The sequence below is a fragment of the Frankia sp. CcI49 genome, from assembly GCF_001983215.1.
Taxonomy (GTDB): Bacteria; Actinomycetota; Actinomycetes; order Frankiales; family Frankiaceae; genus Parafrankia; species Parafrankia irregularis.
In genome coordinates this window covers 119,187-133,278 of the sequence record NZ_MOWP01000033.1, presented here as the reverse complement: position 1 = coordinate 133,278, position 14,092 = coordinate 119,187, and the positions used below count along the sequence as shown (strand labels likewise).

Annotated in this window: 13 protein-coding genes; 8 read left to right on the top strand and 5 right to left on the bottom strand. The window is 72.2% G+C overall.

Features of this window, described 5'->3' with window-relative positions; genetic code table 11:
• Positions 1-87: 87 nt before the first annotated feature.
• Entirely contained in the window at positions 88-2,433 is a 2,346-nt protein-coding gene (locus tag CcI49_RS30050) for an Hsp70 family protein (RefSeq protein ID WP_054568247.1), read from the bottom strand.
• A gap of 568 nt (positions 2,434-3,001) precedes the next feature.
• Here CcI49_RS30050 and CcI49_RS30040 point away from each other — a divergent pair.
• Positions 3,002-3,250, top strand: a complete 249-nt coding sequence (locus CcI49_RS30040; RefSeq protein WP_006539984.1) for a DUF6158 family protein — start codon at positions 3,002-3,004, stop codon at positions 3,248-3,250.
• A 138-nt stretch (positions 3,251-3,388) separates the two neighbouring features.
• Here the strand turns inward: CcI49_RS30040 and CcI49_RS30035 are convergent, their stop codons facing one another.
• On the bottom strand, positions 3,389-3,910 hold the full coding sequence (locus CcI49_RS30035; RefSeq protein ID WP_076832047.1) for a DoxX family protein: 522 nt from the start codon (positions 3,908-3,910) through the stop codon (positions 3,389-3,391).
• Positions 3,911-4,205: 295 nt separating this feature from the next.
• Positions 4,206-4,751, bottom strand: coding sequence for a MarR family transcriptional regulator (locus tag CcI49_RS30030; protein ID WP_193209761.1), 546 nt, complete (start codon positions 4,749-4,751; stop codon positions 4,206-4,208).
• A gap of 940 nt (positions 4,752-5,691) precedes the next feature.
• On the opposite strand from CcI49_RS30030, the gene CcI49_RS30025 reads away from it, so the two are divergent.
• The 5 genes from CcI49_RS30025 to CcI49_RS42760 all read left to right on the top strand — a co-directional run bounded on the left by CcI49_RS30025 (position 5,692) and on the right by CcI49_RS42760 (position 9,017).
• A complete protein-coding gene (locus CcI49_RS30025; RefSeq protein ID WP_347280149.1) occupies positions 5,692-6,489 on the top strand; it encodes a phospholipid-binding protein in 798 nt (265 codons plus the stop codon).
• Positions 6,486-7,349: a metallophosphoesterase gene (locus CcI49_RS30020; RefSeq protein WP_076832043.1), complete on the top strand. Its 864-nt coding sequence runs from the start codon at positions 6,486-6,488 to the stop codon at positions 7,347-7,349. Before CcI49_RS30025 ends, CcI49_RS30020 begins: the two co-directional genes overlap by 4 nt.
• 55 nt (positions 7,350-7,404) lie before the next feature.
• On the top strand, positions 7,405-7,830 hold the full coding sequence (locus tag CcI49_RS30015; protein ID WP_076832121.1) for a DUF2795 domain-containing protein: 426 nt from the start codon (positions 7,405-7,407) through the stop codon (positions 7,828-7,830).
• A gap of 458 nt (positions 7,831-8,288) precedes the next feature.
• The gene (locus tag CcI49_RS30010; RefSeq protein ID WP_054568243.1) at positions 8,289-8,633 is read left to right on the top strand and encodes a hypothetical protein; all 345 of its coding nucleotides are present in this window, start codon (positions 8,289-8,291) and stop codon (positions 8,631-8,633) included.
• A 9-nt stretch (positions 8,634-8,642) separates the two neighbouring features.
• Complete coding sequence (locus CcI49_RS42760; RefSeq protein ID WP_063793172.1) at positions 8,643-9,017, top strand: hypothetical protein; 375 nt, start codon at positions 8,643-8,645, stop codon at positions 9,015-9,017.
• A 53-nt stretch (positions 9,018-9,070) separates the two neighbouring features.
• On the opposite strand, the gene CcI49_RS30000 is transcribed toward CcI49_RS42760, so the two are convergent.
• Together CcI49_RS30000 and CcI49_RS29995 are read right to left on the bottom strand one after the other, a co-directional pair.
• Entirely contained in the window at positions 9,071-9,298 is a 228-nt protein-coding gene (locus CcI49_RS30000) for a zinc ribbon domain-containing protein (protein ID WP_076832037.1), read from the bottom strand.
• 202 nt (positions 9,299-9,500) lie between these two features.
• The gene (locus tag CcI49_RS29995; RefSeq protein ID WP_076832033.1) at positions 9,501-10,694 is read right to left on the bottom strand and encodes a thiolase family protein; all 1,194 of its coding nucleotides are present in this window, start codon (positions 10,692-10,694) and stop codon (positions 9,501-9,503) included.
• A gap of 242 nt (positions 10,695-10,936) precedes the next feature.
• On the opposite strand from CcI49_RS29995, the gene CcI49_RS29990 reads away from it, so the two are divergent.
• Together CcI49_RS29990 and CcI49_RS29985 are read left to right on the top strand one after the other, a co-directional pair.
• Complete coding sequence (locus CcI49_RS29990) at positions 10,937-12,091, top strand: asparaginase (RefSeq protein ID WP_076832117.1); 1,155 nt, start codon at positions 10,937-10,939, stop codon at positions 12,089-12,091.
• A 247-nt stretch (positions 12,092-12,338) separates the two neighbouring features.
• Positions 12,339-13,841, top strand: a complete 1,503-nt coding sequence (locus tag CcI49_RS29985; protein ID WP_054568241.1) for a CoA transferase — start codon at positions 12,339-12,341, stop codon at positions 13,839-13,841.
• The last annotated feature ends 251 nt before the right edge of the window (positions 13,842-14,092 follow it).

Here is a 14,092-nt window from a genome sequence, read left to right as displayed (position 1 = left end):
CTGCCCGGTTCCCCGTATGTCTGCCGTCGGCAGGTTATAGGGCCCTGATTGAGACCAAAACGCCAGCTCTCCACCCGAATCGCTGAATCAGCGGGTTGTGGTGTCCGGTGTGTATGAGATGTCCCAGAGGCGGGCGGTCTTGTCGGTGCTCGTGGTGGCCAGCACCAGGCCGAACGGGGCGAACGTGCAGGCCATGACCGTGCTGGTGTGCCCGGTCAGGGTGGCCACCGCGGTGCCGGTGGCGACGTCCCACAGCTTGGCGGTGTCGTCGGTGCTCGCCGTCGCGAGCAGCAGGCCGTCGGGGGAGAAGGCGCAGCTCTGCGCCGAACCGGGCAGCGTGAGCGTGGTCGAGCCGGTCGGGGTGTCCGTCAGGCGGGTGCCGTCGTTGCTGGTCGCGGCGAGCAGCAGGCCGTCGGGGGAGAACGAGCAGCCGTTGGCGTAGTTGGTGTGCCCGTCGAGGTGGTGCACCGTCTCGCCGTTGGTGACGTCCCACAGCAGGGTCTGGTCGGCGCCGGCCGAGACGAGCAGGCGGCCGTCGGGGGAGAACGCGCAGCTGTAGACGGAGCCGCGGTGCCCGGCGAGGGTGGCGATGCAGGTGCCGGTCGAGACGCCCCAGAGCCGGACGGTGCGGTCCGTGCTGACCGTGGCCAGCAGGCGCCCGTCGGGGGAGAACGCGCAGCCGTAGACGGGTCCCTTGTGGCCGTTGAGGGTCAGGGTCTGCTTCTCGGTCGCGAGCTCCCAGATCCGCGCGGTCTTGTCGTAGCTGGTGGTGGCGAGCAGGCGCCCGTCGGGGGAGAACGCGCAGCCGTGCAGGCCGGAGATGCGCCGGCCGTTGAGCTGGCCGGCGGCGCGGCCGGTGCCGGCGTCCCACAGCCGGGCGCCGTCCTTGCTGGTGGTGGCCAGCAGTTGGCCGTCGGGGGAGAAGGCGGCGCAGGTGACGTCGCGTTCGTGGCCGCTCAGGGTCAGTCGGGACGTGACCTCTACGTGTCTCGACGGGCGGCTGGTGCGTTCGAAGCCGCGCAGGTCGGCGGGCAGCGCGGTGCCGACGGGCGTCGGAGCCGACGGCAGCGTGGTCGCGAGCCAGTCGACGTCCCGGACGGAGGCACCGGGCTCGGCGTGGGTCTCGACGAGACTGCCGGGGGATTCCGAGGCCAGGTCGAACAGGGCGCCGTCGCTGAGCCGCACCCGGGCGAGCACCGCGCCGGCGTCGAACCGCGCACCGGGCTCGACCAGCCAGCGCACCATCGTGGCCCGCCCACCTGGAATGTCCCAGCGGGCCGGCTGCACCACCGGATCGGGCCGGGCCGCGACCATCCGGCGGGTCGACACCGTGGCCGCCCAGGACGCGGCACCGAGGACGACGGCCTGGTCCGGGTCGGGCGCGGCGAAGACATGCTGCGCCGGCCAGTCGGTGCCGACGCCGAGCCGCCCGGCGAGGATCTCGGTGACCACCGGCATCCGGGACGCGCCGCCGACGGGCAGCACCCCGTCGAGCTTCTCCGGCGAGACTCCGCTGGACTCCAGCAGATGCTGGCAGCAGGCCATCGTCCGGGCCAGGGTGGGGGAGGCCAGCTTGGTGAAGCGGTCCCGGTCCAGGCTGACGAGCAGGCCGGCGGGGCTGAAGACGTCCTCGACGAACGCGACGTCGGTGAGCTGGTGCTTGACCGCGCGAGCGAAGTCGAGCAGCTCGTGGCGGGTGCGGCTGGCGGCGGTCTGGAACACCTCGCCGACACCGCTCGGGTTGAGCAGCGGCTCCAGGCCGGGCCCGTAGTGGCCGAGGATCTCGTCGAACAGCAGCTGGTCGAAGTCCCGGCCGCCGCAGTCGTGCAGTGCGCTGTGCCCGAGCAGCTCGTGCCGGCCGGCCTCGCCGATCAGCAGCAGCGCGGCCTCGAACGTGCCGCCGCCGAGGTCGTACACCAGCACCAGGTCGCCGGGCCGCGGGCCGCCGGCGCCCAGCGGTGCCCAGGCGACCGCCACCGGCTCGGCGAGCAGGTCGACGTCGACGAAACCGGCTTCCTCGGCCGCGGCGATCATCGCCCGGCGCAGCGGGCCGGCCGGGTCGTAGCTGGCGGGCACGGTGATGACCGCCCGGTGCAGCGCGGTGCCGTCGAGCTGGGCCTCGGCCTCCGCGCGCAGTGCCGCCAGCACCGCGGTGACCAGCGCGGCCGGTGCGTGGCTGCGGCCGTCGAGCACGATGGCGGCGTTGCGGGTCAGCCCGCGTTTGATGCCGCCGTGGTAGGCGCCGGGCCAGATCCGCTTGCGGCGTTCCGCGAGCGTGCCGACGACGACGGAGTCACCGTCGGCGAGAACGGACGAAGGCCAGGCGACGGCACCGCTCGCCGGCTCCCGGATCGCGGTGACCTGGCCGTCGACCACCAGGGCCGCCGACGCGCTGGAGGTGCCGAAGTCGATCGCGAGGATCGGCTCTCCCACCGGCACCCTCCCGTTGACGGTCGCGGCCCGAGCCGCCCGGAGCGCCGGGCGAATGATTCACCGTTGGTCGGAGGCCCGACCGTTCGCGTGCGGCGTGATGTCCGGAGATGACCCAGGTCTTCCGGGAATCGTAGCGACGCACTTGCGCGAGTGGTTCGGCGGGCCGGGTGTGCGACCTGTTCGACTGGGTACGCGACCAAGGGAGATCACCTCGTCGCGGGACGTCGTCGCGCAGCGTCGGCGATCCTAGGGAGGTTTCAGCCATGCACATCGCGATCTCGGCGGAAACGGAACCCCGGCGCGCGGTCAGGCCGCCCGGCCCGGGGCCCGATCCCATTCCACCCGGGCCACTGCCCGACCCGGTGCCGCCGGGCCCGGGGCCTGATCCGGCACCTCCCGGGCCGGGTCCGGATCCGGTGCTGCCCGGGCCCGACCCCGATCCGGTGCCGCCCGGTCCGCTGCCGGATCCGGTGCCACCGCCGCCCGGCCCGGATCTCATTCCCGGGCTGGTGTCCGGCTGGCTTTCCCGCCTGGGCTTTCCCGCGACCGACGCGGGTACTGGTGCTTCATGAGCCATCGCCCCGAGGGAATCCCCGCGCCCGAACTGACCGACGCCGATCTCGTCCGCGAAGTGCGCCATCTGCACCTGACCAGGCATGACACGTTTCTGACCGGCAGCGAGGACGCGTTCGAAACGCACACGCAGCGCATGCTGGAACTGGAGCGCGAGTACCTGCGCCGCTTCCCGGACGCGGCGAGCCCGGATCCACGCAGGACCAGGGCTGGCCGCCGCCGGGCGGCCGGAGTTCCGGCCTAGGGCGTTTCCTCGGCGGGCTGCCGCCGGTGGATGCGCACCCGCACCCGCGACCGGCGGCGGCTCACCGAAGGAGCCCGCTCAGCGAAGCGCCGGGTCGGAGGCCGGGCCAGAAAAGGACCGGCTCCCGACGGGGTCGGCTCAGGAGGAGGTCGACGAGGCCGGCTTGCCGGGCCGCCAGCAGGTCGCCAGCAGTCCGGCCGAGCCGAGGACACCCAGCAGGACGGCGATGAGCCCACCCGCCCAGCCGTTGAGGTCCTCGATCCCGATGACGTTGTCGAGTGAGGCCTTGCCCGGCCCGAGGATGGCGATGCCGGCGCACACCACCGCGATCATCAGGACGTACTCGTAGCCCTGCCCCGGCTTGAAGATGAAGAAGCCGTTCGTGCGGTGCGCGGTGATGCCGRCCACCACCATGGTTCCGATGATCGCGCCCGCGGAGAACGGGGTCAGGAACCCGAAGGCGAGGCCGAACCCGGCGGCGAGCTCCAGCAGGCCGGACGTCCAGGCATGCACGATGCCCGGCTGCAGGCCCATGCTGGAGAACCACCCCGCGGTGCCCTGCACGCCGCCCGGCCCGAAGAGGTGGTTGTAGCCGTGCGCGACGATCGTGAGGCCGACGACGACTCTGAGAACGAGCGCCGCGGTGTCGGGCGAGGTCACGGGACCTTCCTCTCCTGGGCGTAAGGACCAGCTGACGATTGTCAGCACTGGTCTGGTCGGATGACTGCAGACGCTAGCGTTACTTCGCCGCAGATTCGACAGCTTGCGCGCAGGAGGCCCCATCGGCCCGGTGCGAGGCGGTGCGGGTGTGGCTGGTCGGGGTTTGCCGCGTGGGCGCGGGCGCGGGTGCCAGAACGATCCTGGGGGCAGGGCGCCCGGTGGTGGGGCGCCCGGCGGCGGGTGTCGGCCTCACTACTTCGAGTGGTTGCTCTTCTGGCGGTGAGGCCGACCCGGCTCAGACCGCGGCGGTGCCCTCTGCCGCCGAGATCGCGGGGACGGATTCGATGATCCGCGTCAGCATGGAACGCAGCGCGGTGCGCTCGTCCGTGTTCAGGGGGGAGAGCAGGAGGTCGTTCATCCGCTCCACCCGGCTCGCGACCTGGCTGTGCGTGGCCTCGCCGCGCTGCGTCAGGCGCAGGACGTTGCGACGGCCGTCGCGCGGGTCGCGAACGCGGCGGATCAGCCCTCGCTGCACCAGGCGGGCGACGACGTCGGCGACGGTGGAACGATCGAGTGACGCCCGTTCGCCCAGCGTGCGCTGGTCGATGTCGGGGTCGGCGAGCAGGCTGTTGAGAACGACGAACTGCGGTGGGGTCGTCTCGGTGGACACGACAGCTGTCCAGAGTTGATATGTGACCTGCTGCAGACGGCGGGCGAGCTGTCCGGGGTGTGTCGACAGGTCAGCTACGGGCCGTGCGCGGCCGGGGTCGGTCTCCTCGGCCGGCCGTCTCGGTCCCGGGTATCGCTGGTTCACGGCGTCCTCACGGGTCTCAATGGTCACATAGGCGGATGACGCGGGCGGGGTCAGGGCTTCGTTCCATTCAGGGATGTCGGGCTGGGATGGGCTGGGACGTTCGCGCGCCCGACGGCATGGGGCTTCGCGTTGGTCATCATCTCGCATCTCTACGCCCGTTGCCGGCAAGCCGGAGGAATCGCACGGGGATGACCCCACGGAACGGGTAACTCATCCGGCATGTTCCAAACCGCGCTGTTCGTTCCAAAGATATCCGGTGGATGGTCACCGGTCGGCGTGCCGCGGATCTGCACGGGCATCCAGCGCCGGCCGGTGGGGCGTGCCCGACATGTCATCACGGCCGGCTTGAGGTGTGTCCGGCCGTTCCATTTTGCCGGCTCGAGGGTGGGAGCGTGACGTGTTCGGCGTAGCCCGTGCGGGCCGTTGACGTGCGGCAGGGCCCGCGCGGCGGGCCGTCCGGAAGGTGATCCACTGCCTGGGCCACAAGGCTCCCACCAGATATGTCAGCCAGACCTATGTCATGAAATTTCGTCCAGCGACTCCGGCGTGGTGCATAGAGTCCCCGAAGGGCGGGATGCGTGCGTCACGGTGGTCCCACGGGGGAACAACACGTAGGACTTCTTCGTCTCCGCTCCGGGTGACGTACTTGGCGCGCAGGGCGGCGATGGCTTACCGGTGGTACTCGTGGAACCACCTGCCGGCTGGAATCAGTGCCATGCTCGTGCGGATGCGCCCGGCAGAAGACCGTGTGCTTACGTGTCGTGAACACGACCATAGGGCTGCGTGTGTCACTGAGGTGCAGTCGGCACCTTGTGTCCGAATTAGCGGTGATGTGTCCCGCCGGGGCATGATGCGGGGCGCCCGACACGGATGCGGCGTTCGGGGAGTCACCGACATCGGCGCGGGTACCCCGATGGTCATGGATGATGCACCACGAGGGCTACGGGAAAGCCTCAAACGGGTCGCCGTGACGCTGAAGGAGGCCGAGATCCCCTTCGCGCTCGGCGGCAGCTATGCCTGCTGGGCCCGTGGTGGTCCGGAGCCGGTCCACGACGTCGACTTCATGCTCCGTGAGTCCGACGTCCCCGCAGCTGTGGACGTCCTGCGCTCGGCGGGGCTGCGTCCGGTGGACCCACCTGAGGACTGGTTGACAAAGGTCTACGACGGTGACGTCCTGGTCGATCTCATTCATCACCCGGTCGGCCGGGCGGTGACCGACGAGATGCTCGCGCGCTCGCGTGACCTGTCCGTCGATTCGGTCCGGATGCCCGTCCTCGATGCGACCGACTGGTTCGAGATGACCCTGCTCGCGTTGGACGAGCGTTACTGCGACCTCGGCCGGGTACTTCCGATGATTCGCGCGATGCGGGAACAGGTCGACTGGGCCCAGGTTCGGCGGGCCACCGCCGACTCCCCGTTCGCCGAGGCCGCGTTGCTCATCGCGACCCGCCTGCAGCTGATTCCGCCACCCGTCGGAGTGCCCGCGCCTCCGGCGGGGCTGGACGTCACCGAGCCCGCGGAGTACCTCGCCGGTGATCTGCATGAGCGCCTCGCCGAGGACCCGCGGGTGGCCGAGCTCGGGCTGGCGGTGGCCGTGGGCCCGGAGGGGGTGACCGTGCGGGGCGAGGTCGCGACGGAGGCCCGCCGGCACATGCTGGACGCGGTGCTGGCGGAGCTGGTCCCCGACCGGCCGATCCGCAACGAGGTCACCGTCTCGCACCGGGAGCTGCCGCCGACAGCGGAGATCGTGGAGACCGTGCCATGATCAGAATTGCCGCTGTCGGTGACATCCACCTGGGCACGGACTCCCCGGGCACCTTCGCGCCCTGCATGGCCGGGGTCGGCGACCTCGCGGACGTGCTGCTCGTCGCGGGTGATCTCACCCAGCACGGGTCGGTGGCGGAGGCGGAGGTGGTGGCGGGGGAGCTCGTCGACGCCGAGGTGCCGGTGATCGCGGTGCTCGGCAACCACGACTACCACGGTGATCAGCCGGACCAGATCGTCTCGGTGCTGGCCGATGCCGGGGTGCGGACGCTGGAGGGCACCGGGACGGTGCTGCCGGTCGGTGCCGTGCGCCTGGGGGTGGCCGGAACCAAGGGTTTCGGCGGTGGTTTCGCCGGGGCCAGCGGAAGTGACTTCGGCGAGCCGCTGATGAAGACGTTCATCCGCCACTCCAAGGAGGTCAGCGCCGGCCTGCGCACCGCCCTCGACGACCTCGACTGCGACGTGCGCATCGCGCTGACGCACTACTCGCCGGTGCCCGACACCCTCGCCGGGGAGCGTCCGGAGATCTTCCCGTTCCTCGGCAGCTACCACCTGGCGGAGGCGGTCGACGCCGGCCGAGCCCATCTCGCGCTGCACGGGCACGCCCATGCGGGCACCGAGAAGGGGCGCACGGCCGGGGGAGTCCCCGTCCGCAACGTCGCCAGACCGGTGATCGGCCGGGCCTTCGCGCTGTACGAGGTCGACGAGGCCGCCTGCGCTCCGCGGGGGACCGCCGCCGCGACGGACCACGCAACGGACCACGCAACGGACCACGCCACGGAGCGGCCCACGGCCGGCCGGCGGCCCGCGTCGTCACCCGAACGGGCCAGTTCGACTACGAATCTGTGGCGTTCGAGGTGAGCATGACCGGCTGGTGCGGGTACGCCCAGAACACCAGACGAGAAGGGGCGTGCTCATGTCGATGGATCGGGGCAGTGCCAAGCACGGAGCCGTGCGCGACGAGGTGCTGGCGCACGAGGTCGCAGGCTTCGTCCGCGCGCGTCGGGACACCCGCGTCGGCGAGTGGAGGTCGCCGGAGCCGCCGGCGGAGGACACCTCGGCGCTGGCCGCCCGTCCGGACGGCGCGGGCGTCCTCGGCAGTGCCCCGCCCGGGATGACCTCGGCGGACGTGGAGGAACGTTCCGAGCTGGCCCGGTGGCTGGGCCGCGCCGTCTTCCCCGCCGAACGCAACGAGGTGATGGACCACCTGCGCCACYAGCACGCGCCCGACCGGGTGATCGACGAGGTCGGTGGCGCGCCCGAAGGGGTCCAGTTCACGTCGCTCGGGCAGCTCTGGCGTGCGCTGCGGGCTGACGCGCACGTCGAGTCCCGGCGCTACTGAGGCCCGGGACCTCCCGCCGCTGATCCAAACCTGCGACCTGGGTGAGAGACGACGTGGGTGAAAGACAGCCGAGGTTGCCGGCAAGGCTGGTACACGGCCCTCACGCTGGGCACAGGCCTGGCATGGATGGTCCTGTCCTGGAACGACAGCCGAGCCCCCGCCGACGCCCCGCGAAGGCCGGGGCATCCGCGAGCTCCAGGGCTTCGGCGGGCTCCGCGACATCCGCGGGCTCTACGGCGTCCGCGGGCTCCGCGGCATCGGGATCCGGGAGGCTCGCGAAGTCGGGGCGTACCGCGACCGGTCCCCGCACCGGTCCGCAGCCGCCGAGCCCGATCGCGGTACATCCCGGTCGGGAGCGTGCCGGTCGGGAGCGTGCCGGTCGGGGGCGCGGCGCGGGGACGGCACGCCGTCGCCCCGTCGGGCGCGCCGGCTCCCGCTCCCGTTCGTGCTCCAGGTGGGTGGCCCGGCATCCGGTGGTGTTCGCGCTGGTCGGAGCGGCTGTGCTGCTCGGCTGTTCGGCCCTGCTGGGAGCACTGGACCTGTTCGCCGCGGGCGCCGTCCTCGGCTTCTGGGTCCTGATCGCCGCGACCGGTCTTGTGCTCGGCCGGCCGGGCATCGACTGGCAGATACCGACCGAGCAGCTGCGTCGCGGCGCCAGGGCCGCCGTCGCCGAGACGAGGCATGAGGCCCGGACGCTCACCCGGCGTCTGGCTGCCGGCCGGACCGCTCGCCGGAGCGGGCGAGGAAGCGGAACACGCCCGCGGCCGGCCCAGCCAGGCGTGCCCGACCCAGAAGATGGGTAGGGAACCGGCATGGCTGGGACCTTGGACGGTGCGTGTGGACCGGGATCCTCGGACCTGCTGGTGACGCTGGCTGGCGGTCTCGACGAGGCCGAGCGGGTGGAGACCATGCAGATCATCACCCGGCGGCTCATCGCCGAGCGTGCGGCCGCGGCCGGCGGCCAGCGTGAGCGGCAGGTCGACGTGGGGACCCGTAACCGGGCCTCACGGCGGCGTGCCCCGGGTCAGGCTCCGACGTCCACCCATGACACCAAGCCAGCCGCCACCAAGCCGTCAGGCGCCGCGAAGTCGTCGGCCACCACGAAATCGGCCACGGGGCCAGCCGGGCACCAGGAGCCCACGGGGCGAGGCGAAGGACGCGCGCACGGGTCTCGGCAGGGCCGATAGCTCGTCCGGTCCGGGTCAGCCCCGGCTCAGGTCACAGCCGCAGCAGCCTCCGGTCAGCCGCAGCAGCCTCCGCCGCAGCAGGCGCCACCGGACGCGGGCGCGGGCGCGCTCGCCATCGCGGGCGCCGACGCGCCGCGGCTCACCGCGACCGCGGAGAAAACCCGAGAGGTCTCCTGGTGGCCCGCGGGGCACGGCGCCGGGGCGGTGGTGTCAGCGTGGATACCGCGACGCACCTCGAAGGAGGCGTCACAGACACGGCATCGGTACTCGTAGGCGGGCACAGGGCAAGGATAGGCCGGTGCCGGGTGCCGCGGGGGCGGAGTCACCCAGCCCGGCCAGTCCAGAATCCTCACAGCCGCCTGAGAGCCACAGACGCTTGGAGACCCTTATGCGCCTGGAGAGTCACTGGCTCCTGCCTGGAGAGTCACCGGCGCCTGAGAGCCCACCTGCTGAGAGAGCACCTGCTGAGAGCCCACCTGAGGGTCACAGGCGTTCGAGAATCGTCGCGTTCGCGAGTCCGCCCGCCTCGCACATGGTCTGCAGCCCGTAGCGCCCACCGGTCTGCTCCAGGGCGTGCACCAGGGTCGTCATGATCCGGGCGCCGCTGGCGCCGAGCGGGTGGCCGAGTGCGATCGCACCTCCCCGTGCGTTGACCCGCTCGGCCGCGGCGCCGATCTCGGCCTCCCAGTCGAGGACGACGGCGGCGAACGCCTCGTTCACCTCGAACAGGTCGATGTCGTCGAGCCGCAGCCCGGAGCGCTCCAGCACCCGGCGGGTCGCCGGGATGACCCCGCGCAGCATCAGGAACGGGTCGTCGCCGACGACGGCGAAGCTGTGCAGCCGGGCTCGCGGGCGCAGCCCCAGCTCACGGGCCCGTTCCGAGGTGGTGATCAGCAGCGCTGCGGAGCCGTCGCTGATCTGTGAGGCGTTGCCCGCCGTCACGTTCCAGCCGATCTCCGGGAAACGCGCCGCGGCCGCCTCGTCGTAGTAGGCGGGACGAAGCCCGGCGAGCGCCTCCAGGCTCGTCGACGGACGGATCCCCTCGTCGGCGGAGACCTCGACGACCGATCCGTCCGCCTGGGTGACCTTCACCGGCGCGATCTCGGGGGTGAACAGCCCTTCCCGGGTGGCGGCGAAGGCCCGCTGGTGGCTGGCGAGCGCGAACTCGTCCAGCTGCGCGCGAGGAGTGCCGCGGCGTGCGCCGATGAGCTCCGCGCTGATGCCCTGCGGCACCAGCCCGGCGGGGTAGCGCTCGTTGATGCGGACGCCGCGGCTGTCGCCGGGCTGGGTCGCCGAGCCCATCGGGACTCGGCCCATCGACTCCACCCCGCACGCCACCACCATGTCGTACGCACCGGCGATCACGCCCTGCGCGGCGAAGTGCACGGCCTGCTGGGACGAGCCGCACTGCCGGTCGACGGTGGTGGCGGGCACGGATTCGGGCAGGCCGGCCGCGAGCCCGGCCCAGCGCGCGATGTTCGCGGACTGCTCGCCGGTCTGGGTGACACAGCCGGCGATCACGTCGTCGATGTGGGCGGGATCGATGCCGGCCCGCTCGACCACCGCGGAGATGCTGTGGGCCAGCAGGTCGATGGGGTGGACCGGGGCAAGGCTGCCGGTGGCCCGCCCGCGCCCGATCGGGGTCCGTACCGCTTCGACGATGACGGCGTCACGCATGGAGGACTCCTTCTCCCGAGTGAGTCCGAATACCAGACTCACTATGTAGGTCAGTCTGGACCTATGGGTTGGAAAAGGCAACTCACTGGTGGCGCAGGCCCCGAGCCCGCGTAGCCTGAGCCCATGACGGCTCCGCGATCATGAGGATGTCCGAGGCGAGCGTGTCGAAGTCGGAGCAGCGCGAGCCGGAGCGGGGTGGGGCCGGGCAGCCMGCGCCGGAGCAGGGCCGGCCGCAGCGGTACGTGGCTGGCGGGTCCGACGGCGCGGCGCCACCTGTCGTCGCCGAGATCCTGCGGGGCCGCGCGCCCGGCGTCGACGTACTGGTCGAGAGCCGGATCAGGGGAACCGTCGTGGGGCTCGACCCCACTGGCGCCGTGCTGCTGGCCGCCGGTGACCCGAGCACGGTGATCTCGCCGCGTTCCACGGTCAAGCCGATGCAGGCCGTGGGCATGCTGACGGCCGGGCTCGACGTGGTCTTCGGGGCGACGCCGGTCGGGCCGGCTGTGTCGGGCGTGTCCGGGGGTGGGAGCGGTGCCGCGGGCGGTGCCGCGGGCGGCATCCCGCCGGAGCTGCTCGCGATCGTGGCCTCGTCGCACAGCGGTGAGCCCGAGCAGGTGGCGGCCGTGCGTGCCGTGCTGGCGGCGGCCGGCCGGGGGCCGAGCGACCTGGCCTGCCCGCCGGATCTTCCGCTCGGGCGTCTTGCCCACGAGCGGCATCTCGCCGCCGGGGGAGGCCCCGAACGACTACTGATGAACTGCTCGGGCAAGCACGCAGGCATGATCGCCTGCTGTGTGGGGTCCGGTTGGCCGGTGAGCGGCTACCTTGAGCCGGACCACCCGCTGCAGCAGTGGATCCGGGCCGCGATCGAGGAGCTTGTCGGCGGCCCGGTGACGGCCCCCGCCGTCGACGGCTGTGGCGCACCGCTGTTCGGCGTTCCGTTGCTCGGCCTCGTACGCGGGATGCGTGAGCTCGCGCTCGCGGCGGCCGGGCCTGCGGGGCCTGCGGGGGCCGGGCCGGTGGGGCCGGGGCCGGCGGGAACGGCGTCGCCGAGGCAGCGGGTCGCGGCGGCGATGCGCGCCTTCCCCGCCCGCGTCGGCGGGCCCGGGCGCCCGGACACGGAGCTGATGCTCGCGGTGCCGTCACTGATCGCGAAGGACGGCGCGGAAGGCGTGTCCGTCGCCGCGACGTCGGCCGGGTTCGCGGCCGCCGTCAAGATCGAGGATGGTTCTCAGCGTGCCGCGATGCCGGTGCTGATCGCCGCGTTGCGGTATCTCGGTGCGTTCGGCGCCGACCCTGCCGCCGATCTGGCCCGTGTCGAGGAGCTCGGCACGCCGAAGATGTTCGGCGGGGGCGCGGAGGTGGGTGTGCTGCGCGTGGTCCTCTCGCCGGGTGCGTGATCACAGTGCGTGACATCGGCGTGTGATTCCGGGTGCCGGGTCGGGTGTCTGCTCCCGGCCATGTGTCGGTGTCCAGGCCTGCGACGTGCCCGAAAGCGGCGTTGCGTGCGTGTGGTGGCACAGCTGTGTAATGCTGTCCGTCACATAAGCCTCACTCTGGGACATGACCAGGGGGTGGTGGTAACTCGGGCGGTCCGGCCGGTTACGCGTCAGGCAGCATTGTTGATCCGCTGCACAGGATGGGGAGATGGCCGACAACGCGATGATTGCTGCCCAGGTCGCGACGCTCGTCCGCGATCAGGGAGTCGTGGACCGGCTGACCATCACCGGTCCGGTGGATGTCCTGCCGAGTCTGCACCGGGTGACGGAGCTGGCCACGGCGAGCGTCGCCGCCGCGGCCGTGGGCGCCGGCCGGTTACTCGTCGCGCGGAACTCCGGCGCCGGTGGCCTCTGTGGTTCCGATGGTGCCGATAGTTCCATTGGTTTCGGCGATTCCGCTGGTTCCGCTGCCTGCTGGCCGGGTGCGGATCTGGATGCGACGAGCCAACCGGAGATCGAGATCGATACCCGGCACGCCTGCGCGGCGTTCCGCAGCGAACGGTATCTGCGGGTCGATGGCCGGCCCATGCCGACGCCCTGGGACCCGATCTCCGGCTACTACCGCACCGCCGACGACCGGTGGATCGAGCTGCACTGCAACTTCCCGCATCATCGGGCCGGGATCCTGGAGCTGCTCGACGTGTCGAACGACCGGGCCGAGGTCGAACGAGCGGTCGCGCGCTTCGAGGCGGAGTCGCTCGAGCTGGAGCTGCAGGCGATGGGCATGTGCGCCACGATGGCGCGTGACGAGGACGAGTGGTCGTCCCACCGGCAGGCGAAGGCGCTGGCCGAGCTGCCCGTCCTGGAGATCGAGCCGCTCGGGGAGGCCGCGCCGACCCGGCTTCGACCGGCCGACCTGCCGGCCGAGGGCATCCGGGTGCTGGACCTGAGCCGGGTCGTCGCCGGGCCGGTCTGCGGCCGGACCCTCGCCGGCTACGGCGCGGAGGTGCTGCGGGTCGGCGCCGCGCATCTGCCCGAGGAGCGGTCACTGCTCATCGACACCGGCTTCGGGAAGCGGAACGCGTTCCTCAACCTGCGGGTCGCCGCGGACGCACGCCGGCTGCGGGAGCTGATCTCGACCGTCGACGTCGTCATCCAGGCCTACCGCCCGCGTGCGCTGGACCGCCTGGGTTTCGGCCCGGACGCGTTGGCCCGCCTGCGGCCCGGCGTCGTGGTCGCGACGATCAGCGCCTACGGCCGTACCGGCCCGTGGAGCGGCCTGCGTGGCTTCGACAGCCTCGTCCAGACCGCTTCGGGCATCGCGATGGCGGAGGGGCGGGCTGGTGGTGACGACGGCCCGCGGCTCCTGCCCGCCCAGGTGCTCGACCACGCGGCCGGCTATCTCGCCGCCTACGGCGTCCTGGCAGCCCTGGCCCGGCGGGGCGAGGAGGGCGGGAGCTGGCACGTCCGGACGTCGCTGGCCCAGGCGGGGCGGTGGCTGCAGGAGCTGGGCCACCGCGACACGCTCGCGGTGCCTGACCAGACCAGAGCCGACGCGGAGGGCTTCTGCCGGCGGCTGCGCAGCGAGTTCGGTGAGGTCTCCTACATCGCACCCCCGGGAACGGTCGGCGGCCGGGCGCCGGGCTGGACGATGGCGCCAGCCTCACTGGGCACCAGCCCGCCAGGCTGGGAGCCCCGGGACGAGGCCTAGCTGCCCGCTGCCCGACGCCTCTGCTGCGGCCCTGCCCCTGCCTGCGGGGCCCGGCCTCGGTGTTGCTCGGGAGCAGCGGCAGCTCGTAGCCACAGTGCGAAGATCTGAGGATTCTGGTCGTTCCAGCAACCACGATCCTCAGGTCCTGCTCGCCGATGACCGCCTGAACGGGCCGGGTTGTCTCGTCCACAGGCCTGTCGTCGCGTAGGACTGGGTTTTGCGACTTCGTGGTGGCGCGAACCGGAGGCGAC